The sequence below is a fragment of the Nonomuraea sp. NPDC004580 genome, assembly GCF_040609855.1.
GTDB lineage: Bacteria > Actinomycetota > Actinomycetes > Streptosporangiales > Streptosporangiaceae > Nonomuraea > Nonomuraea salmonea.
Genome location: NZ_JBEXLH010000010.1, coordinates 16,207 through 36,982, shown reverse-complemented (window position 1 = coordinate 36,982; position 20,776 = coordinate 16,207). Strand labels below are relative to the sequence as shown.

The 20,776-nt window shown below is 68.3% G+C and carries 24 protein-coding genes; 16 read left to right on the top strand and 8 right to left on the bottom strand.

Features of this window, described 5'->3' with window-relative positions:
• Positions 1 to 12: 12 nt before the first annotated feature.
• Positions 13 to 876: a hypothetical protein gene (locus ABZW11_RS13425; RefSeq protein ID WP_355415962.1), complete on the bottom strand. Its 864-nt coding sequence runs from the start codon at positions 874 to 876 to the stop codon at positions 13 to 15.
• 36 nt (positions 877 to 912) lie between these two features.
• On the opposite strand from ABZW11_RS13425, the gene ABZW11_RS13420 reads away from it, so the two are divergent.
• Both ABZW11_RS13420 and ABZW11_RS13415 read left to right on the top strand, forming a co-directional pair.
• The gene (locus tag ABZW11_RS13420; protein ID WP_355416263.1) at positions 913 to 1,518 is read left to right on the top strand and encodes a CGNR zinc finger domain-containing protein; all 606 of its coding nucleotides are present in this window, start codon (positions 913 to 915) and stop codon (positions 1,516 to 1,518) included.
• 31 nt (positions 1,519 to 1,549) lie between these two features.
• Entirely contained in the window at positions 1,550 to 1,753 is a 204-nt protein-coding gene (locus tag ABZW11_RS13415) for a hypothetical protein (RefSeq protein WP_355415960.1), read from the top strand.
• Between the two features lie 181 nt (positions 1,754 to 1,934).
• On the opposite strand, the gene ABZW11_RS13410 is transcribed toward ABZW11_RS13415, so the two are convergent.
• Positions 1,935 to 3,377 (bottom strand): MDR family MFS transporter, encoded by a 1,443-nt coding sequence (locus ABZW11_RS13410; RefSeq protein WP_355415958.1) that lies wholly within the window; start codon positions 3,375 to 3,377, stop codon positions 1,935 to 1,937.
• A gap of 340 nt (positions 3,378 to 3,717) precedes the next feature.
• On the opposite strand from ABZW11_RS13410, the gene ABZW11_RS13405 reads away from it, so the two are divergent.
• Positions 3,718 to 4,071: a prolipoprotein diacylglyceryl transferase family protein gene (locus tag ABZW11_RS13405; RefSeq protein WP_355415956.1), complete on the top strand. Its 354-nt coding sequence runs from the start codon at positions 3,718 to 3,720 to the stop codon at positions 4,069 to 4,071.
• Positions 4,072 to 4,137: 66 nt separating this feature from the next.
• Complete coding sequence (locus tag ABZW11_RS13400; protein WP_355415954.1) at positions 4,138 to 4,779, top strand: class I SAM-dependent methyltransferase; 642 nt, start codon at positions 4,138 to 4,140, stop codon at positions 4,777 to 4,779.
• 4 nt (positions 4,780 to 4,783) lie between these two features.
• Here ABZW11_RS13400 and ABZW11_RS13395 read toward each other — a convergent pair whose 3' ends face one another.
• Positions 4,784 to 5,377, bottom strand: a complete 594-nt coding sequence (locus tag ABZW11_RS13395) for a hypothetical protein (protein ID WP_355415952.1) — start codon at positions 5,375 to 5,377, stop codon at positions 4,784 to 4,786.
• Positions 5,378 to 6,310: 933 nt separating this feature from the next.
• Here ABZW11_RS13395 and ABZW11_RS13390 point away from each other — a divergent pair.
• From ABZW11_RS13390 to ABZW11_RS13380, 3 genes are all read left to right on the top strand, one after another.
• Positions 6,311 to 8,050: a vWA domain-containing protein gene (locus tag ABZW11_RS13390; protein ID WP_355415950.1), complete on the top strand. Its 1,740-nt coding sequence runs from the start codon at positions 6,311 to 6,313 to the stop codon at positions 8,048 to 8,050.
• A 719-nt stretch (positions 8,051 to 8,769) separates the two neighbouring features.
• Positions 8,770 to 9,189, top strand: a complete 420-nt coding sequence (locus tag ABZW11_RS13385) for a hypothetical protein (RefSeq protein WP_355415948.1) — start codon at positions 8,770 to 8,772, stop codon at positions 9,187 to 9,189.
• Between the two features lie 188 nt (positions 9,190 to 9,377).
• Positions 9,378 to 9,803, top strand: coding sequence for a hypothetical protein (locus ABZW11_RS13380; protein ID WP_355415946.1), 426 nt, complete (start codon positions 9,378 to 9,380; stop codon positions 9,801 to 9,803).
• A 40-nt stretch (positions 9,804 to 9,843) separates the two neighbouring features.
• On the opposite strand, the gene ABZW11_RS13375 is transcribed toward ABZW11_RS13380, so the two are convergent.
• On the bottom strand, positions 9,844 to 10,764 hold the full coding sequence (locus ABZW11_RS13375) for a LysR family transcriptional regulator (protein WP_355415944.1): 921 nt from the start codon (positions 10,762 to 10,764) through the stop codon (positions 9,844 to 9,846).
• A 109-nt stretch (positions 10,765 to 10,873) separates the two neighbouring features.
• Between ABZW11_RS13375 and ABZW11_RS13370 the strand changes: the two genes are divergently transcribed.
• The 5 genes from ABZW11_RS13370 (at position 10,874) to ABZW11_RS13350 (ending at position 16,001) form a co-directional block, all read left to right on the top strand.
• Positions 10,874 to 11,680, top strand: a complete 807-nt coding sequence (locus ABZW11_RS13370) for an SDR family NAD(P)-dependent oxidoreductase (RefSeq protein WP_355415942.1) — start codon at positions 10,874 to 10,876, stop codon at positions 11,678 to 11,680.
• Positions 11,681 to 11,704: 24 nt separating this feature from the next.
• The gene (locus ABZW11_RS13365; RefSeq protein WP_355415940.1) at positions 11,705 to 12,700 is read left to right on the top strand and encodes a hypothetical protein; all 996 of its coding nucleotides are present in this window, start codon (positions 11,705 to 11,707) and stop codon (positions 12,698 to 12,700) included.
• Between the two features lie 294 nt (positions 12,701 to 12,994).
• A complete protein-coding gene (locus tag ABZW11_RS13360; RefSeq protein ID WP_355415938.1) occupies positions 12,995 to 14,134 on the top strand; it encodes a DUF418 domain-containing protein in 1,140 nt (379 codons plus the stop codon).
• Complete coding sequence (locus tag ABZW11_RS13355; protein WP_355415936.1) at positions 14,131 to 15,375, top strand: sensor histidine kinase; 1,245 nt, start codon at positions 14,131 to 14,133, stop codon at positions 15,373 to 15,375. Before ABZW11_RS13360 ends, ABZW11_RS13355 begins: the two co-directional genes overlap by 4 nt.
• Positions 15,372 to 16,001, top strand: coding sequence for a response regulator transcription factor (locus ABZW11_RS13350; protein WP_355415934.1), 630 nt, complete (start codon positions 15,372 to 15,374; stop codon positions 15,999 to 16,001). Before ABZW11_RS13355 ends, ABZW11_RS13350 begins: the two co-directional genes overlap by 4 nt.
• Positions 16,002 to 16,390: 389 nt before the next feature.
• On the opposite strand, the gene ABZW11_RS13345 is transcribed toward ABZW11_RS13350, so the two are convergent.
• Positions 16,391 to 16,831, bottom strand: a complete 441-nt coding sequence (locus ABZW11_RS13345; protein WP_355415932.1) for an SMI1/KNR4 family protein — start codon at positions 16,829 to 16,831, stop codon at positions 16,391 to 16,393.
• 192 nt (positions 16,832 to 17,023) lie between these two features.
• Positions 17,024 to 17,371 carry a hypothetical protein gene (locus ABZW11_RS13340; RefSeq protein ID WP_355415930.1) on the bottom strand — a complete coding sequence of 116 codons (348 nt, stop codon included), beginning with the start codon at positions 17,369 to 17,371 and terminating at the stop codon, positions 17,024 to 17,026.
• A gap of 64 nt (positions 17,372 to 17,435) precedes the next feature.
• On the opposite strand from ABZW11_RS13340, the gene ABZW11_RS13335 reads away from it, so the two are divergent.
• Entirely contained in the window at positions 17,436 to 17,876 is a 441-nt protein-coding gene (locus ABZW11_RS13335; protein ID WP_355415928.1) for a hypothetical protein, read from the top strand.
• Between the two features lie 422 nt (positions 17,877 to 18,298).
• Here the strand turns inward: ABZW11_RS13335 and ABZW11_RS13330 are convergent, their stop codons facing one another.
• Entirely contained in the window at positions 18,299 to 18,559 is a 261-nt protein-coding gene (locus ABZW11_RS13330; protein ID WP_355415926.1) for a Txe/YoeB family addiction module toxin, read from the bottom strand.
• Positions 18,556 to 18,849, bottom strand: coding sequence for a type II toxin-antitoxin system prevent-host-death family antitoxin (locus ABZW11_RS13325; RefSeq protein ID WP_355415924.1), 294 nt, complete (start codon positions 18,847 to 18,849; stop codon positions 18,556 to 18,558). Before ABZW11_RS13325 ends, ABZW11_RS13330 begins: the two co-directional genes overlap by 4 nt.
• A gap of 330 nt (positions 18,850 to 19,179) precedes the next feature.
• Between ABZW11_RS13325 and ABZW11_RS13320 the strand changes: the two genes are divergently transcribed.
• The 3 genes from ABZW11_RS13320 (at position 19,180) to ABZW11_RS13310 (ending at position 20,510) form a co-directional block, all read left to right on the top strand.
• A complete protein-coding gene (locus tag ABZW11_RS13320; RefSeq protein ID WP_355415922.1) occupies positions 19,180 to 19,335 on the top strand; it encodes a hypothetical protein in 156 nt (51 codons plus the stop codon).
• A 2-nt stretch (positions 19,336 to 19,337) separates the two neighbouring features.
• Entirely contained in the window at positions 19,338 to 20,159 is an 822-nt protein-coding gene (locus ABZW11_RS13315) for a protein phosphatase 2C domain-containing protein (RefSeq protein ID WP_355415920.1), read from the top strand.
• A 207-nt stretch (positions 20,160 to 20,366) separates the two neighbouring features.
• Positions 20,367 to 20,510 carry a hypothetical protein gene (locus tag ABZW11_RS13310; RefSeq protein WP_355415918.1) on the top strand — a complete coding sequence of 48 codons (144 nt, stop codon included), beginning with the start codon at positions 20,367 to 20,369 and terminating at the stop codon, positions 20,508 to 20,510.
• Positions 20,511 to 20,776 lie beyond the last annotated feature (266 nt).

The window sequence follows — 20,776 nt, the reverse complement described above, 5'->3', positions numbered from 1 at the left end:
GTACGTGGGGCGTCAGGTGACGGTGATCTTGCCGATGCCGAGCGTCGTCTGGGAGGGCAGCATGCCCGACTCGAACACCGCGCCGAGCAGCGGCAGGTTCAGCTGCGCGAGCAGCGCGGCGCGCTCCTCACCGAGCGCCTTCCAGGGACCGGCGGCGAGCTGGTCGGTGTGGCGTTCGACCCGGTTGCGCAGGGCGTGGCCCTCGGGGGTGGCCATGCCGTCGGCGTCCAGGAGCCCCCTGGCGGCCAGCCGCTCACGGGCGGCGCCCCACTCCTCCTCGCTCCACCCGCGTCCGGCGAAGTTGGCGACCGGCGCGGCCCCCACGGCGGCGAACGACACCAGCGCCTCGCACCCGTCGAGCCCCGCGGCCTGCAACGCCGTCAGATGCCCGTCGCCGCGGTGCTCCCGCAGCACCGTGTACGCCTGCCACAACCGCACGTGCGGCTCGTCCGGCCAGGGCAGCGCCAGGTTGGCGGCGGCCAGCGGCCGATGCGCGACGTCGGCGCTCTCCGCCGCCCTGACCGCCAGCTCCGCCGCCTCCGCCAGCGGCTGCACGTCGTCCACGAGGGCCCGGATCGTCCGGTCCACCGCCCGCAGGCGGGCTTCGAGCACCTGCTCGGGGGAGGCCGTCTCCCAGATCGACGGGACGTACTCGGCGATCATGGCCGGGCTGAAGCTGTAGTAGGTGGCCGCGACCAGGCCGCGCCCCGCGGCGCCGAGCACCGCCGTACGCCAGGCGAAGTAGCTCGGCCAGCGCGGCTCGACGGCGTAGCCGAGGGCGGCGGCCTCCTCGAACGCCTCCTTGCTGAAGTAGAGCGACGCGTGCACCGGCTCGATCTGGTGCCACATCTGCCGGGCGAGCTGGTCGAAGGTCACGGAGGATCCTCACTGTCTAGATAAGCTATGCCAGTGATGGTAGAAGCATGGCGAATCACTGGTCAAGCCGAAATAGACAGTTATGTCGGGAGCAGGGTCGAGCTGGCCGTCCAGCTGATCAACTCCCTGGCCACGCCGTACGCGCACGGCCGCGGCCGCACGCCCCCTCCGCCAGGAGCCGACCGCCTCGCGGCGGTCGTCGCCGCCCAGGAACACCTGACGGTCCACCCGCCCGCGAGCGTCCTCACCCCGGCCGACGCCGACCGCCTGGCCGGGATCGCCGCTCGCCTGCGCCCGCTGTTCGCCGCCGGCGACCGCCTCCCCGACGCGGCGGCCGGCCTCAACGACCTCCTCGTACGCCACCACGCCGTCCCCAACCTGCACGGCAGCCCCGCGAACCCGCTCGGCCTGTCCTTCCACCGCCCCGACGCCGACCCCGTGGACGCCTGGGCGGCCGACATGGGCACCGCCCTCGCCATGGTGATCGGCGTCGGCCAGCCCGCCCGCCTCGGCGCCTGCCAGGCCGAACGATGCTCCCTGGTCTTCTACGACACCACGAGGAACGCCTCCCGCCGCTTCTGCGACCTGTCCTGCCAGAACCGCGCCAAGGCCAGCGCCTACCGCGCGAGAAAGCGCGGCTGACCTTTTCTGGGTTCCCTCAAGAGACTCACGGATGGCGGTGTCCATGACGCCGGCCGACGACCCGTTCGAGCCGGTCATCGTGCGCGGCAGGGTCGTCGAGTGGCTCGACGGCGACGCGGCCTGGGACGTCATCGACGCGATCGCCCAGAAGTACATCGGGCAGCCGTACTCACGCGACGAGGACCGCGTGGTCGCCCTCGTCAGCCCCGACCACCAGATCGTCGGGCGCGCCTGACCCATACGGCCGAGCCCGGGTCGGAACCCGAGCGGCACCGTCACGATCTGGCCGACGACCAGCGCGATCAGCGCGTCGAACCTGGCCTGCTCGAACCCCACGCCTGCGTAACGCGGTCACAGGCGACCTTCCTCGTCGACGATCACGAGTTGTACACCGGCGCCGCGACCGCGCAAGACGCCTACTTCGAGGCGTCGGCCCTGGCAGGAAGGAGCAGGGCGGTGACCACCACGGCCACCGACAGCACCGCGCCGATGACGAACGCCAGCTGCATGCCGCCGAGGTCGGCGAGCACGTCGCTGACCCCTGACGCCCGCAGCGACGCGCTGCGCGAGCTCATCACGGTGATCACCATCGCCGTGCCGATGGCCGCCGCGACCTGCTGCAACGTGCTGAGGATCGAGCTGCCGTGCGAGTAGAGCGCGGGCGGGACCGCGCCGAGCCCGAGCGTGAAGACCGGGGTGAACGTGGCCGCCAGGCCGATCGACAGCAGCGCGTGGAGCGCCAGGATCTGCCAGTAGGGCGTCGTCATCGTGATCTGGGTGAACCCGGCGAGCGACAGCATGATCGCCACCGCGCCCGGCACCACCAGCACCCGGCCGCCGAACTTGTCGAACAACCGCCCCACGGCCGGCCCCAGCAGCCCCATCGCCAGACCGCCCGGCATGACCAGCAGCCCGGTCTCCAAAGGGCTGAACGCCCTGACGTTCTGCAGGTAGAGCGGCAGCAGCACCATCGAGCCCAGCATCGCCATGAAGGCCACCGCCATCATGATCAACGCGACGGTGTACGTGCGGTGGCGCAGCGTCCGCAGGTCGACCAGCGGCACCCCGCGCCGCTGCAGCACGAGCTGCCGGACGACGAACACCGCGATCGTGACCAGCCCGGCCACCACGATGGCCGCCGCCATCCCGGCCTCGCCGCCCTCGAACCGGCTCAGCCCGTAGACCAGCCCGCCGAACCCGGCCGCCGCCGTCACCACGCTGAACCAGTCGATCGTGCCGACCCGCGGCTCGCCGACGTTCTGCAGCTGCGCGAGGCCACGCCACGTGATCAGCGCCGCGATCGGCAGCACCACCGCGAACAACAGCCGCCACGACCCGAAGCTCAGGATCAGCCCGGAGATCGTCGGACCCATGGCGGGCGCCACCGAGATCGCCAGGCTGACGCTGCCCATCACCCTGCCCCGGTTGTGCTCCGGCACGACGTGCATCAACGTCGTCATCAGCAGCGGCATCATCACGGCCGTGCCCGACGCCTGCACGATGCGGGCCCCGAGCAGCACCTCGAACGACGGCGCCACCGTGGCCAGCGCGGTGCCCAGCAGGAACAGGCCCATCGCGGTGGCGTACGCGCCGCGCGTGGTCACCCGCTGCAGGAACCACCCCGTGATCGGGATCACCGCGGCCATCGTCAGCATGAACGCGGTCGAGAGCCACTGCGCGGTCTGCTCGCCGATGCTCAGGGCGGTCATGAGGCGCGGGATCGCGTTGATCATGATTGTCTCATTGAGGATGACCACGAACGTGGCCAGCACCAGCAGCCGGATCACCGGCGGCGTGCGCCGTGACCCGGCGGCCTCCTCGGCCTTCGGTGGTGCTGCGTCGTGCGTTGAAGTGATCACGGAGCCTCGATCTCGGTCGGCCGTCAACAGGGGATCAGAAGGGGTGTTCTTGGGGACGGTCATCGTCGCCACGCACATAATGACCGGCCCCACCGACAGAACTCATCGGCGATCCGCGCGGGGCGGGGTTCTGCGGGGGTTCTCTACCGGAAGGTCTCTACCGGGGTCTCTTACTGTTGTTGGCGCACCCTCGGTAAGCGCCGAGCCGGCCGCTCCCCATTCCCGATTTATGCGGACATTTCGTGATCGGATCTGCTTCCCGCGCGGCGTGACCATTCGGGAAGGTCCGATCACGTCACGTACCTGCCCATCCGGGGCCCGATCCGTTAGCGTCACCACCATGCCCCTCGCCCTGATTCCCAGTCCCCCGGAGGGGGTCTGGCATCTCGGGTTCATCCCGATCCGGGCCTACGCGCTGTGCTTCATCGTGGCCATCGCCGCCGGCATCTGGATCAGCGACCGCCGCTGGCGCGCCCGAGGCGGCGAACCGGGCACCATCAGCGACATCGCCATCCCCGGCGTCGTCTTCGGCCTGATCGGAGCCCGCCTCTACCACGTCATCACCGACTGGCAGATCTACTTCGGCCCGCGCGCCATCAAGGAGCCGTACCGGGCGCTGTTCATCTGGGAAGGCGGAGCAACCAGTGGACGTCGATCGTGCTGTTCGTGGGGGCGCTCGTGTACTTCTGGCTGACCCGTCGTAAGGACGCCGAGGAGGTTGTCGTACCGGCCAGGTCCTGATGGGCTACAGTCGTCCGCCATGGCCGACGAACCCTCCCCCTACCTGACCGCCACCGCCTCCGCGTACGACGCCGTCGCCGATCTCTACACCGACCTGGTCCGCGACTCGCTCGACGGCCTGCCCCTGGACCGTGCGATCGTCGCCGCCTTCGCCGGCCTCGTACGCGCGGACGGCCCCCGCCCGGTCGTAGAGGCCGGCTGCGGCCCTGGCCACATGACCGCCTACCTGCGTGACCTCGGCCTTGACGCCTCCGGCGTCGACCTCTCGCCCGCGTTCATCGAGATCGCCCGCCGCGACCACCCCGGCCTGCGCTTCGAACTCGGCTCGATGGGCGCGCTCGACGTGCAAGACGGCTCGCTGGGCGGCCTGCTGTCCTGGTACTCGATCATCCACACCCCGCCGCAGGAGCTGCCGCCCTATCTGACGGAGTTCCGCCGCGTCCTGGCCCCCGGCGGCCACCTCCTGATCGGCTTCTTCGAGTCGGAGGGCGAGCCGGTGACGGAGTTCGACCACAAGGTCACCGCGGCCTACCGCTGGCCCATCGACGAGTTGGCCGACCTGCTCCGCAAGGAGGGCTTCGCGGAGGTCGCCCGCATGCTCCGCGAACCACTGGAGGGAGAACGCTTCCGCCGCGGCCACCTCTTGATGCGCGCGGTGTGACCCGCTAGCACCCCAGGATCGATTCGAGCCGCCGAGCGAGTTGATCCTCCGTCCCCCCTCGATTGAGAAAGGCCCGGATCTCCTGAGCCTGAGCGATCGTCGGCAACCGCCCGTCGAGCAGGAAAGGCAACAACAGCCGCCGCGCCACCAGCTCACGCTCAGAGATCCCGTAGGGCCTGCGCACCACCGCCACATTGACCCGCAGCCCATGCTCGTTCCCCGGCGGAACACCGGGCCGATCGACCTCGATGGCGACGTACCGAAACCCGTTGGCCAGATCACAAGCCCGGCACCCCGCCGGCCCCCGGCCCAACCTGCCCTCGCACTCCCCACAGGTGAGCCGATCGTAGGCGGCATCCACGACTCGCCAGAGATGCCTGTCCGGCTCATCGACCACGATGGCGGCGACGTCCCGCTCCTCCTGCGGGCCGAGCCCGCCGAACTCCCGCGCGACAAAGGCCCGCCACCCGGCCTCAACGACCTCGTCGACGACGGCAGCGCAGGCCCGGCACCCAGGCGCCCCAGCAGGCTCCCACCGCTTACACGAGATACACCGCCGCACCCAGGAAACGCTATCCCGCACCACCCCGGAACTCACCCGAATATCCCCCGGCGAAGCTGTCGGCGCCACTGTGTAACGTCCTTCGAATGGACGACACCGCCAGAAGCCGCCAGGCCGCACACGCGTACATGGCCAGCGCCGAACGCCGTGTCGCTGGCGGTAGTTGCGGCGGGTGCACCGCAGGTGCCGGTCGAGGTCGCCGCGCTCGATGAACTCGGCGACAGTGGCTTGGATGATCGAGGTGGTGAACCGGTCGCTGCGCGCGGGCGGTGCACCTGATCCTCGCGACGGAGCACCGGCAACTCGAGATCCTTCGACAGGTCAGAGCGGACCCAGCGCCGTCGGCACCTCACCAACCGGTAGACCAGCGACGAAAGCCCCGCGACGGTCGCAGCCGCTGCCCCGATTCATGCAGCAAAAAGCGCAGTTCAGAGCACGAGACCGTATTTCGTGTGGGAAACGGTCCGGAGGAACCGGAAATGGCCGCCCTTTGAAGGCGATAATCTGAGGATTATTCATTTCAGCGGGCGTACCTAAAAGATCTTGGCAAAGCTCACTTCTCGCGGGAGTCTCCCATCGGCAAGGAGTGGCCGACTGCGGCCACTCGGGGGACTTCCGCAAGTGTCCTATTTACAACGATTCGCCGACCAGTCACCCTTATGACCGTGGCCACACCTCGCCTCGTTGACCAACGGCCGGCGCTGAAAAGTCACCGAGGTTGTCAACCAATGCGACATCGTATTCTGTCGCACCAACACGCGGGGAGAGGGCATTCCGTATGACGTAATCACAGAATTCTGCACGGCCAGCGATCCCAAATCCGTTATGGCATGACCGCCACACAGAAGGAATCACACCGTGAGAATGACGCGACGATTAAAGGCTGCCGCGTGCGTGGCAATAGCCGGTGCAATGCTGGTGGCCGGGGCAGGGACGGCGTCCGCCGATCCTGGGGTCACCCCGGCGGACGTGACGCTGAACCTGGACCCGGGCGAATCGACGACGATCGACAAGACCGTCTCTACTCCGGTGATCCCGCCCAAACCGGATATCACCTTCCTGATCGACACGACAGGGAGCATGGGCGGGGTCATCTCGAACGTGCAGACCAATGCGAACGCGATCCTGTCCAACGTGGCTTCGGCGCAGCCGGACGCGCAGTTCGCGGTCGCCGAGTACAAGGACGTGGCGGACGCGACGCCGTTCCGGGTGGCGCAGAACCTCACCGACAACGACACCGACGTCACCAACGGTCTCAACTCGCTGGTCGCATCGGGCGGCGGCGACTTCCCCGAGGACGGCATCAACGGCCTGTTCGAGGTCGCGTCCGGCGCTGTCGACTTCAGGCCGAACAGCTCTCGGATCGTGCTCCTGATCGGGGACGCCCCCAGCCATGATCCCAGCAACGGCCATACGCTGGCGGACGCGATCAGCGCCCTGCAGGCAGCCGACATCACCGTGCTCGCGTTCGACCTGGCCGGGATGGACTCGACAGGGCAAGCGACCGCCATCACCAACGCCACGGGCGGACAGCTGTTCTCCGGCATCGACTCCTCGCAGGTCAGCGACACCATCCTGGCGGCCCTGAGCAACCTGCCGGTCACGGTCACCCACCAGTTACGCGACTGCGACCCGAACCTGTCGGTGTCCCTGACCCCGGACAGCCGGACGGTGACCAGCGGCGAAGATGCCGCCTTCACCGAGACCGTCTCCATCGGGGCCGAAGCCGTACCGGGAAGCACCATCACCTGCAAGGTGGACTTCCTGCTCAACGGCGTCCTGTCACCAGGCTTCACTGAAACGATCACCGAACACGTCCCGAAGGCGACTCCATCGATCGTCACGACGCCATCGGACACGGTGCCCGCGGGCGGACAGGTCTCCGATACAGCGACCCTGTCCGGCGGATACCAACCGACGGGCACCGTCACGTTCCAGCTGTTCGCGCCCGGTGACACCGACTGTGCGGAGCCGATCGAGACTCGTACCGGGACGGTGTCCGGCACCGGCACCGCCGCATCCGGCGACGTGACCATCGGCGCGGCCGGCACCTACCGGTGGACCGCCACCTACAGCGGCGACGCCCACAACAACTCCGTCACCTCACCGTGCGGCGACGAAGAAGTCATCGTCACGCCGCAGCAGCTCACCGGACGGGCCTACGGCCTGGCCGCTGACGCCTCTCTGGCCGGCATCCAACTGGTCAACATCGCACCCACCCCCGACACCGGCCACATCACCACCACCTCAACCGAAACCACCTCGGTGCCCTGCACCGCCACCCTCAGCGGACTGATCACCGGGCACGCCCTGTGCGCCCAGGTCGCCACCACCGCATTCCCCGGCAAATCCGTGGCCACCGCCTCCATCGACGACACCACCATCGGGATCACCGGCATTCCCGTGATCACCGTCAAGACCATCAACTCCAGCTCCACCACCACCTGCGCCGGATCCAGCGGAACCACCACGATCGCCTTCCTCAAGGTCGGCAACACGGTGGTCATCGCGGAACCTACCGAGATCGCACCCAACACCACCGTCAACGTCGGCGTCGTCAAGCTCGTCCTCAACGAGCAGATCCCCTTCACCACCCCCGACACAGGCCTGACCGTCAACGCCGTCCACATCACCGTCAACGCCCTCGGCCTGGCCAAGACCAACGTCGTCCTGGCCTCCTCCGAAAGCGATATCGGCAACTGCCCATAACCAACCCACCTGACCAAACCCCGGGACCGGGCGGAACACCATGGCTCCGCCCGGCCTCATTCAGGCTTCAGGCCCCCCGTGGCTGTTTCCGCTCCACATAGGCAGGCGCGCCAGGCCGTCGCCATGCGCCGGTCAGCGACGCGACAACCCCATGTCGACGTGGGTGGTGAACGTGGTGCAGACGTCATCAACCACGGAAAAGTCCACTGTCAAGTGTTCCGCTCCTGGCCGTATCGTCGCGCTTCATCATGCCATCCACCGCAAATCCCCATGACGACCAGGCAGTACAGACATGCAATAGCACGGAGTCTCAGTGGAAGAAATCGCACGCCAAGGTCCTGAGCCTGAATTCACGGCTTGAAAGGTGATGCATGTGCTGTGAAACGAGGCAGGTGCCCTTTGCCCTGGGATCATCGAAGTTCTTCACGCCTCAAGTAGCCGATGCAGGAAGGCACCTCGTAAGTGCGATTCTCCGGATTCGGTCAGCACCGGAGGCCGGCCCCTGCACCGCACTCATCGTCACCCTGCTCCTGCTGCCGTCGGCGAAGGTCTGGTTCTCCACCGCGCCCTGGCGCGTCGCGGCGACCGGCTGAGCGTCACCGCTTACTGCGGGGTGGACAGAACCTTGCCCGATCTTGTCCAGACATGGGTGATCACGACAGAATCAGTTCAGGCTTCAACTTCTTCAGTTGGAGCGTCACCACATGGATAGGAGAGGCATGAAGCGCACCATCTCCGTTCTCGCCGCCGGCGCCCTCGGCGCCACGCTCGCCGGCACGACTCCCGCGTCCGCTTCCTCCATCGACTGCGCCACCGGCGGATACACCCGGGTCGTGAACACCTACGTGCCCACCAACGTCGAGCGCCCCGGGGTCGACAACGCGCTCTACAACATCAACGGGCCGCAGCCGCACACGTACGAGATCTGCCTCGACATCCCGGACGGCGAGACGTTCACCATCAAGCTGAAGAATTTCAACGACGGCTTGCAGACCTTCTTCACCGATGACCGGCCTGGCGACAAAATTCTGCGTTACACCATTCCCGCCAACTTCGCCTGGCAAGTGCACGGCACGTTGACCGGCCCCGGCAGCACTTTCCTCTATTACACCTGGCACGAGAAGCGCACCCCGGCCTGATGCCGAACGCAGGATGACCGCCAAGGCCACATCCCGGCCACGGGGTGTGGCCTTGATGCTTATCACAACACTTGACTTAAGATCGCAGGAATTCTTGCCCGCCCTTGTCCGGGAGTGCGCACGCGCGCCAGAATCAGTTCATCCTTCAACTACCCGGTTGGAGACTCACTGCACGGATGAGGAGAGGCATGAAGCACACCATCTCCCTGCTCGCCGCCGGGGTCCTCGGCGCCACGCTCACCGTCACCAGTCCCGCATCCGCCGCCACCTCCGGCATCGACTGCGCCACCGGGGGTTACACCCGGGTCGTGAACAGCTATGTCCCCTCCAACGTCCAACGCCCCGCGATCGACGGCCGCCAGTACAACATCGGCGGCTCGCGCGCGTACGACTTCGAAATCTGCCTCGACATCCCGGACACCTCGACATTCACCATCGAGGTACGGATCTGGAAGAACGCGAAGCAGACCACGTTCGTGGACGACCGGCCCGGCGACAAAATCTTCCGCTATTCGCTGGAGCCGGACAGCTTCTGGCAGGTCTACGGCACGCTGACCGGCCCCGCCAGCACGATGATTGATTACAGCTGGTACGAGAAGCAACTCCCGTCCTGATGCCCCTGAGGCCACATCCCCGTCAAGGCGATGTGGCCTTTCACATGGGCAGCGAACGCAGCACACCATCACGGGCCGCCGCGCGCAGGGCCGCGACGACGACGCGCTGCCCTGGAGACGGCTCTGACCTGGTCACGGTCAGGGTGATGCGCCCCGAATAGGCGGGATCGTCAACCTCGACGGTGGCGATCTCGGCGGGCAGGCCGGAGACGGCGATCCGGGGGACGGTCGTGATGCCGAGCCCCGCGGCGACGAAGCCGAGCCTGGCGTTCCAGTCGTGGATGCGGTGGACGATGCGGGGCTCGGGCAACGTCGGCCAGGCGCCGAACTGCGGGTCGCCGCGCGGGCCCGTACCGACGATCCAGGGCTCGCCGGACAGATCCTCGACCGAGACGCGCGACCGTCCGGCGAGACGGTGGTCCTTCGGCACGGCGACGATGCCCATGCCGCCGGTCGTCAGGCGTTCGGTGCGCAGGTCGTGCAGGTCGTAGTCGGGCAGGCTCTGACCGACGGCGATCACGGCGACGTCGACGCCGCCGGCCCGCACCTGGCGCAGGAGCGCGGGGCTGGACGCCTCGTGCAGCTCGACGGCCAGCGCGGGGTGCTCGCTGCTGAGCGCCGCCACGGCTTTGGGGACGAGCGACCAGGTCGCGGTCGGGAAAGCGCCGAGCGTGACCTGCTCGGCGAGCGGGTCGGCGAGCGTGGCCAGCTCGCGGCCCAGCGCGTCGAGCTCGGCCAGCACGGCGGCCGCCCGGCGCGCGAACGCCTCGCCCGCTCGGGTCGCCTCCACCCCACGGGCCTTGCGGACGAACAGCGGCGTTCCCGCGGCCGCCTCCGCGGCGGCCACCTGCCGGGAGATCGCCGACTGCGTGTATCCGAGCAGCTCAGCGGCCGCCGTGAACGATCCGGTGCCGACGACCGCGTGCACGACCCGCAGCGCCGGAACGGTGAACTCCGCCATGCGACCAACCTAAGCCATGCGTACTCCGCATGCCTGCTGTGCGAAAGCCTCGCTTGTGGAATGGCTCGTACGTACGGATGCTGGAAGCAGGAAGACCTGGAAGGAAATCATGTCCAAGATCTGGTTCATCACCGGCGCCTCGCGCGGCTTCGGCCGGCTGTGGACGGAAGCCGCGCTGCGGCGCGGCGACCGGGTCGTGGCGACGGCCCGCGGCGTCACCGCGCTCGACCCGCTCGTACGCCGCTTCGGCGACGCCGTCCTGCCGCTGCCCCTCGACGTCACCGACAGGAAGGCGGTGTTCGAGGCCGTCGAGCGAGCCGTGGAGCGGTTCGGGCGGTTCGACGTCGTCGTCAACAACGCCGGATACGGGCTCTTCGGCATGGTCGAGGAGCTCACCGAGGCCGAGCTGCGCGCCCAGATGGAGACGAACTTCTTCGGTACGGTCTGGGTCACCCAAGCGGTCCTGCCCGTGCTGCGAGCCCAGCGGTCCGGCCGGATCCTGCAGGTCACGAGCGAGGGCGGCGTACGCGCGTACCCCGGGATCGGCGCCTACCACGCCTCCAAGTGGGCGGTGGAGGGCCTGTCCGAGGCGCTCGCCCAGGAGGTCGCCGCGTTCGGCGTGCACGTGACCGCGGTCGAGCCCGGCCCGTACGCCACGGACTTCGCCGGCGCCACCAGCATGCGCACCACCGGCCGCCACCCCGACTATGCCGCCGTCCACGAGGCGACCGCCAAGGAATGGCTGCTCGGCGACCCGGCGGCGACCGCAGACGCGATCCTCCTGCTCGCCGACGCCGAGAAGCCGCCACGGCGGCTCGTCCTCGGCAACACGCTCCCCGAGATCGAGGCCATCTACGCCGAGCGGCTGCGCGAGTGGCGGGAGTGGGCGCCGGTCACGGAGGCCGCGTTCGGCTGAGGTGCGCGCTTAGGATCTGCCGGTATGCGCTTGGCTTGGGTGCTGCTCGTCCTGTTAGTCGTGTGTGCTCCCCAGACGCCCGAGGTGTCGTGGCGGTTGAGACACACCTGGGACGGACCGGGCCGGCACATGTGGCATTCGATCGCCGCCCTCCGTACCGGGGAGGTCTGGACGTACGTCGCGGGCGACACGTCGCTGATGATGCGGTGGGACGGGCGCGCCTGGCGGACCGAGGAGCCGCCCGGCGACTTCCTCCCGACGGGGTCGGGCTTCGGGTTCGAGACGTCGCCGGCGGGTGACGACCTCTGGCTGGCCTCCGGCGGTGTGTGGCAGCGGGTACGGGACTCGTGGGTGAGACGGCCGAACTTGTCGCGCTTCGACCCCGAACTCACCATCAAGGACATGGCGGTCGCGGCCAAGGACGAGGTGTGGCTGGCCAGGATCGGCGAGTACGGCGGGTGGGTCATGAACATGTGGTCCCGGGGTGCGTGGAAGGAGATGCCGAAACCCTCCCCCGAGATGGGGTCGGCGTGGCTGGAGCGGATCGCCGCCGCAGGACCGGGACGCGTCTGGGCGATCCACCAGGTGGACGGCCTGAGCCAGGCGATCCGGTGGGAGGGGTCGGGATGGAGCACGCATCCCATGCCGCAGGTCTCGATCCGGGACCTGGCCGTGTCCGCTCGTGGTGACGCCTGGGCCGTGGGCTCCGAGGAGTCCGGGGGCGTGATCCTGCGCCGGCAGGGCGGGCGGTGGAAGCGGGTGGGCGACCCCTTGCCCGGTACCGCGCTGCCCTTCGTGCGGGCGGACGCCCGGGGCGGGGTGTGGATCGCGGCCGATCCTGGGCGGGGGCGGCCGTACGTGCTGCACGTCAAGGACGGGCGGTGGAGCAAGTATCCGCTGCCCGAGAGCTCTTCGAAGATCATGGCCATCGCGCCCGCCGCCACGGGAGTGTGGGTGTACGCCCGGCAAGGCAGCGGAGTGTCGAAGGTGTACGAGCTGTCCTTCTCGACTTTCTGCTGACCACTGGTGGCGCAGCAGCCACATTGGTCATGGTCCGGTCGTTCGACCCGAGCGAGGGCTCAGGCCAACAGGGGCTCGTTCTTGGCGGAGAAGCCATCAGCCCTCTTCACAGAGCTGGAGCCGATCTCTGGATCGACGAGTACGACTTGTCGTAGTTCTCCGGCGAACATCCTCCGATCGGAGGATGCCGGGCATCGCCCGTTCGCCGCCGCATCGTGCCCCGCCGCACGATTCGGCAGCCCGCCCCCTGGCTCCACGCTGGATGCCAAGTCCGGGAACAAGAGGGAGGCCGATGTGGTCACGGTCGGACGGTTGGGGCCGGTGGAGCAGGGGGCGCGGCAGCTCGCCCCCGACCTGGCCAGGGGAATCATGCTGGCGCTGATCGCGGTGGCCAACTCGGCCATCTACCTGTACGGGCGCCCGTACGGCATCAGGCAGCACATCATCGAGCCCGGCTGGGCCGACCGGGTGGTGTCGGCGGTGAGCATGACCGTCGTGGACGCGCGGGCGTATCCGATGTTCGCGGCCCTGTTCGGCTACGGCATGGTGCAGATCTGGAACCGGCGCCGCGACGACGCAGAAGGCCGGCGCGTGCTGAGGCGGCGCAGCCTGTGGCTGCTGGCGTTCGGCGCGGTCCACGCGACGTTGCTGTTCTCCGGAGACGTGCTCGGCGTGTACGGGCTGGTCGGCCTCGTCCTGGTCCGGCTGCTACGAGTGCGTGACCGGACCTTGCTCGTCCTGGCCGCCGGCTGGCTGGTCGTCGTGGCGTCGGCGTCGGCGCTGGTCTACAGCACGCCGGAAGGCACGGAGCAGCGGTCGTACTTCTGGTCGTTCACCGTTGAGGACCCGCTGACGGCGCTGGCGATGCGGCCGCTGGAGTGGGTGATGTCCCCCCTCGGCATGCTGGGTGTGGGCACCGCGGCGCTGGTCGGCGTGTGGGCGGGGCGGCGCGCGCTGCTGTCCGCGCCGGACCGGCTGCGGCGGGCCGCGCTGTGGGGGCCGCTGATCGGCGCGGCCGGCGGGCTGCCGGTGGGGCTGATCGCCGCCGGGGTCCTGGTCGTGCACGATCCAGTCGTGGTCATGGCGCTCAACGCGGTGCACGTGGTGACGGGGATCGCGGGCGGCCTGGGGTACGCGGCGCTGATCGGCGTGCTGGCCGACCGGATCGGACGGCGACTCGGGCCGGTCGTGACCGCGCTGGCGGCCTGCGGCCAGCGCTCGTTGACGTGCTATCTACTACAGTCGGTGGTGTTCGTGGCGCTTTTGTCCCCCTACGCCGGCGGGCTCGGCGGACGGCTGGGATCTGCCGCCACGGTGGCGCTGGCACTGCTCACCTGGGCGGGCACCGTGGTGGTGGCCGAGGTGATGCGCCGGGCCGGGACGCGCGGGCCCGCCGAGGCGCTGCTGCGCCGCCTGACCTATCCGCGCGGGTGAGAGCGAGGTCGTGGGTGGTGCGGGTACGCGACTGGGACCGGCTCTGGCACGCCGTGCCCCTGGCCGTGCTCGGCGTGGCGACCCTGATCGCCGTCGCCGATCCGGCGGCCCCGCCGTCCGCCCGCGCCGTGACCGTGGCGCTGGCCGTGGCCGCCGCGTTGTGGCACGGCTGGATGGTGATGGCGCATCCGCACTGGCCGGAGCGGGCGCTGGCGCCGATGGCGGTGTACTTCACCGGGCTGCTGGCGCTGTCGTGGGTACTCTCGACGCGGCACCCCGCCTACGCGCTGCTGGTCGTCGCCTGTTTCCCGATGGCGTTCGTGGCGCTGCCCGGCCGCTACGCCTATCTCGGCGTGGCCGCGGGCGGGCTCGTCGTGCTGGGTGACCCGCTGGCGCTGTCCGGGCCGGGGGTCGTGTGGCCCAAGGTGCCGGGAGCGCTGGCGTCGGTGGCGGTGGCGGCGTTCATCGGCTGGGTCATCCGCGCGATGGAGACCGAGGTGGGGCGGCGGCGCGCGGCGAACCAGGCGCTGGAGGAGGCCAACGCGCGCCTCGCGCGGCTGGGCGAGGAGAACGCCACCTTGCAGGGCGAGCTGCTGGCCGCCGCCCGCCAGACCGGCGTGGCCGGCGAGCGCGGCCGGCTGGCCCGCGAGATCCACGACACCGTCGCCCAGGGGCTGGCGGGCATCGTCACCCAGCTCGAGGCCGCCGACGAGGTCGCCTCCGACCCCGACGCGGTACGCCGCCGCCTGGCCGTCGCCCGTGACCTGGCCAGGGAGAGCCTGGCGGAGGTCCGCCGCTCCCTCGACGACCTGAGGCCCGGCCCGCTGGCCGCCTCCCGGCTGCCGGAGGCGCTGTCGGCGCTGGTGAACGGCTGGGGCGAGACGCACGAGGTGTCCGCGACGCTCACCATCACCGGAACCGCCCGGCTGCTGCACCCCGAGGTCGAGGTGACGTTGTTCCGGGCGGTGCAGGAGGCCCTCGCGAACGTGGCCCGCCACGCCCGGGCGGGCAGAACCGTCGTGACCCTGTCGTACATGGAGGATGTGGTCGTGACCGACATCAGGGACGATGGGGTCGGGTTCACCCCGTCGGAGACCGGCGGCTTCGGCCTGACCGCTATGCGCCAGCGGGTCAGCCGGCTGTCGGGCGAGGTCGAGGTGGAGTCGGCGCCTGGACGGGGCACAGCGGTGAGCGTGAGCGTGCCCGCCATCCCGGCGGCCGGAGCATGGGAGACGTCGTGACGGTGCGGCTGGTGATCGTCGACGACCATCCCGTGGTACGCGACGGGCTGCGCGGCATGTTCGTCGAGCAGGCCGACCTGCAAATCGTCGGCGAGGCCGGCGACGGCGCGGAAGGGCTGGCGGTGGCCGTCCGCGAACAGCCCGACGTCGTGCTGACCGACCTGCGGATGCCGGGGCTGGGCGGGGCGGAGTTCATCGGGCTGCTGGCCGCGCGGGTGCCGTCGGCCCGGGTGCTGGTGCTGACCACGTACGACGGGGACGACGACGTGCTGCCCGCCGTCGCGGCCGGCGCGATCGGCTTCCTGCTGAAGGACTCGCCCCGCGAGGAGGTCTTCCGCGCCGTCCGCGCGGCCGCCGTAGGGGAGACGGTCCTGTCGCCCGCCGTGGCGGCCCGCGTCCTGCGTCGGGTACGCGAGCCCGCGCCCCGGACGGCCGAGCTGAGCGAGCGCGAGCACAGCGTGCTGCGACTGGTGGCGGGCGGCGCGACCAACAAGGAGGCGGCCGCGGCGCTGTTCATCAGCGAGACCACGGTCAAGACCCACCTGGCACACATCTACACCAAACTGGACGTCTCCGACCGAGCCGCCGCCGTCGCCACCGCCTACGCACGCGGCCTGCTGCCCTGATGAGGTGTACGGGGGCCGTCCGGCCACGGGTTCGATCCGATGCCGGTGCAGCACCTGCTCAAACAGGGAGGCGGGATGTGCCGCGGACGACCCGCGGATACGCAACGCCATCGGTGCTGTTTTCGGGGTCGTGGCCATGGTCTGGCTCCAATGGGCACAAGATCCCGACATGGACGGTCCCGCCGAGATCGACACGGCGCTGGGGCACCTGGAATCCGGCCTGGGCCTGTAGGCCGCCCCACTCGGGTGCGCCGTGACGCACCCAACGCCACGCTGCCTTTCCCGGATCGTCACGACGGCTTTTCGCGCCCGCCAACGAGCCCGCGACCGACGCCGCCCGGGTAACGCCTAAGACTGTCAAGACATGGCCGTGGCCGGCCCTGAGTCCCTCACTTGTACCAGTCGTCGCCGTCCGCGCCTGCCCGACGCTCCAAATAGTCCTCCAAGGACGTGGCGACCCGCTTACGTTCGTCGGTTTCGTGATCCCAGACGAACACCTCGTCAAGCCGCCCCGCCGGGTTCCGGACATACGCGAACTGATCCCCGCCCCCGTTGTCCCCCATGAACAAGAGCTGGTCGAACGGCATGTACAGCTCAGCGAAGTCGGTGCTGTGCCGGAACTCCGTGTTCCCCTGGATGATCTCCTGCACCGACCACACCAGCCCGGAGCCATACTCAGCCCGAACCCCGTTGGTCTGCCGCAGCAGTTCTCGCAGTTCGTCCGGCACGCCCTGACCCAGCAGTCGCTCGATCTGATCGATCACCTCATCGGAGGCAGGCGCGGCGAACTCGGCATCGTCGTACAGCCGTCCGATCTTCTGCCTCCACACGGTGAATGCCCTCCTGTTCCGCGAAACAGCGATCATGGTAGGGAACCCAACTCGCTTGCTACCGCCTTCACCTGGGCAGCCGGCAGACCGCCAGTGTCCCCCCTCAGCCACGTGAAAGTTCACCGACGTTCAAGATCGTCCGTCTGGGTGCTCCCAAAGGTGGCTCCCCCGAATCGCACCGCCGCCGGCTTCCTACCGACCCGCCGGAGTCCGCGCCAACATCCCTGCGACGATCAACCGAACCCCCGTAACCAGCACTGCGGGCAGGAGGAAGAAGAGCCAGACTCCCCACCCCTCTCGATCCATTACCCAGGTGACCACGAGCGCAATGACCAAGGCGACGAGAGCAAGCGACAAGTAGACCACCTTGCGCCGCAGGTTACGGGACCACACAAAAAGCGATACACCAACAACAACGACTGGTATCGAGTACCAGAGGATCATCGCGAGCAACACGCCGGACTCCTCGGCTCTCACGAGCACCGCCCGTACGGCGCCCACCCGGATCGTCTCACAGCGCAGTCCGACGATCAGCTTCATGACCCGGCCTTCAGCATGCCGCGAGGAACCCCGATCTGTCGGTCTCCCTCACTACGATCACCGCATGTTTGGCTTAGACGCGTTGGAGTCGATTCTCCTTGTCCTGCTGCTGGTGATCCTTGGGCTCGGAATCACCCGATGGATGAGACAACGCAAGGTATCGCGCATCTACGTCGGCCTGGACCTCATAACTCCCATCGATGTGCAGGTACGGGCGCACGACCTGATCGAGGCGGGCCGGTTTCATGACGCTGTGGACCTGATCCGTAAAGAGTCCCAGGTCTCCGGACCGACCGCATGGGAAGTCGCGAAGGTACTACGTGCCGGTGGGGTCCTGCCGGGCTTCCCGATATTCGATGAGGATGACCTGCCCACCCGGATCCGCAAGCTGATCGACGCCGGCCACCGGAAGCAGGCCGTCTTTCTTGTGCGAAGCACCGAGGACATGAGCCAGTCAGAAGCTGAGGCCTTCGTCGACTCGCTTTCAGGGGAGCCGAACGCCTGACGTCGGGGCATGTTTTCGCCGTAGCTGTATTTTGCAGCTGTACAAGATCGAAAGGGCCACTACCCGATCATGGGAAGTGGCCTTCCACCTGGAGTGGAGCCTAGGAGATTCGAACTCCCGACTTCCTGCTTGTAAACGGGAAACGGTCACCCCGTAGAAAGGCCCCTGACCCTGGTGAGGCGGCAGTCATATGCTGATGACGTGTGATCATGTAAGACGGCGTTGCTGTACCTGCTTCTGTACGCAGCGCCCTGGACCAGCACTCCCGTTGCTCAGCACGGACGTCCTCAAACGCGCGTATCCCATCGCCATCCGCCCTTCTCCGCCTGCCGTTGCTTTACATAGATCTCGTAGCGCTGCTCGGCGAGCGGGATTACCGGCCTGTACCAGGCGTTCCTCGTTCCTGGTTGACCGGACCGGCGCTACTTCTCGTAGTGATAGCGACAGGCGGCGATCATGATGGTGTCGTCATCGACGCGATAGACGAGCCGGTGTTCTGAGGTGATGCGCCGTGACCAGTAACCGGACCATTCGTATTTCAGCGGCTCTGGTTTGCCGATGCCTTCATTCTCGTTTCGAGCTATGTCGGCGATCAGCTGGTTGATCCTTTTGAGGATGCGTCGATCTTCTCTCTGCCAGTAGCAGTAGTCTTCCCCGGCAAGTTCGTCGAAGACGATCTTCACGAGGTGGTGTCCTCGTCGGCCAGTTCACGGACGGTGCCGCCGCCGGCCTCCAGACGGGCGACTGCCTCTGACAGCCGTCTGCGGTTGACAGGAGAGGCCATAAGGTAGAGCGTCTCGCGCATCGATTCGTACTCGCGCTGAGACACCATGACAACGCCTTCCCCGCCGGGGCGGGTAATGAGGACTTCTTCCTGGTCGTCGATGACGGCGTCGAGAGTAGCAGCATAGTTAGCCCGGGATTCGGACATTGTCATCACCTTCATACTTCCAGTGTACATGATGATGTACATCGCGGAGCTCGTCCTGATTGGCATCCGCCGTGAGGACAAGGAGCTGAACCTGCAGAGCCGCCCGGACGAAGCCTCGGCCGCTCTGGACGCGAAAGGCACTGAAGCGCTTGGGGCAGCACCTCGGCTCCTGACTGTTGGCGCCCCTTCAAACGGCTGGACGCACGTGGACCGAGTCCCGTCCGACACACCTGGTCGGGCGGGATTTCGCGTTTCTCCGACGACGAGCCCTCGCGGCCGATCGACTACGCCTACCTCGGGCGGCTTCCGCGCCCCGATGGGGCGGGCAACGTCCTGGTCTTCACCGGCATCCACCCTCAAGGGACGCTCGGCGTGGTCCGGCTCCTGCAAACCGAGCTGGCGGCCCTGTGGGGTCAGGTGGCGGACAAGCCGTTCTCGACCATCGTGGCCACGGAGTACGAACCGGAGACCGGGGAACCCGTAAAGGTCGAACTCGCCAGTCCGCTCTACCGGCACGAGGAGGAGTGAGCATGCGCGTCGCGCTGGCCACCGAGGCGGCACCCGGACGTCCCAACGAGGACTTCGCCGCAGTGAGCGCGGACGCCGCAGTCCTCCTCGACGGTGCCGGCACGCCCGCGGGCTCCGAGTCCGGCTGCTCGCACGGGGTCGCCTGGTACGCGCGCACTCTCGGCTCCTCGCTGCTGGCCGCCATGACGCAAAGACACGAGACCCTCTCCGAACTGCTGGCAGCCGAGATCAAGGCAGTCGCCGGCCTGCACGAGGACACCTGCGACCTCACCCACCCCGGCTCGCCCTCGGCAACCGTGGTCATGCTCCGCCGTACGGACGACACCCTCGAATGGCTCGTCCTGGCAGACTCCAGCCTGGTCCTCGGCACAGGCGACACCGCAGATCCGATGGTCATCTGCGACGACCGCGAAGCCCAGGTCGGCGCCCGCTACCGCAAGGCCATGGACGCCCTTGACTCCGGCACCCCCGAACACCAGAAAGCCCACCGCGAGTACGTCGAGACGCTGCGCGCCCACCGCAACCGCGACGGCGGCTTCTGGGTCGCGGCCACCGACCCCCTCGCCGCTGACCAGGCCCTCACCGGGACGGTCCCACAGGAGTCCGTACGCACGGCCGTCCTCCTCAGCGACGGCGCATCCCGCCTCGTCGATCGCTTCCACCTCGCCACCTGGCGACAGAACCTCGACCTACTCGACCAAGAAGGACCGGAAGCGCTGATCAGCCGCGTACGCGCGGCCGAACACAGCGACCCCGCAGGATCGCGATGGCCGCGAGGCAAGACCCACGACGACGCCACCGTGGTCACGCTCTCGCTTTCCTGATCGCCACCGTCTGGCCGACGCCAGGGTCCACGTCTGATCGTGCGAGTCCGGCCGATTCCAGATCCGTTATCCGGGACCGGACGGGCGACTACGAAACGGGCCCACGGCCTATGCCACCAGGACCGAGGTCGACCGTGCCTGGTCGCCGGCGAGTGGACGCCTCGCGAGCTGCGGCACAGCTCCGTGTCGTTGTTGTCCGATTCAGGGGTGCCGATCGAGGACATCTCGCGGCTGGTGGGTCACGCCAACACCGTGGTCACGGAGACGGTCTACCGGTTTCAACTCCGGCCGGTGCTACTGGAAGGGGCAGAGGCCATGGACGGGATCTTCCCCGTGCGAGAAGAGTCGTAGTCACTCAGTGTGTCACGCACCCCCACTACATGATCTTGAGTGGGGGTGCGTTCTTGCTGGTGGAGCCTAGGAGATTCGAACTCCTGACTTCCTGCTTGCAAACGGGAGCCGGTCACGCAGCGGAGAGGCTTCGGCCCTACTCAAGCATGTGCTGGAGGATGTCAGGGTGAGCCGCAGTGCGGCCCGGTTGCTGTACTTCTCTGCTGTACAGAGACCTCCGGGTGAACCCGGGAAGCGATCTCGCCCTCGCGCCCGGTCTCTCCCAC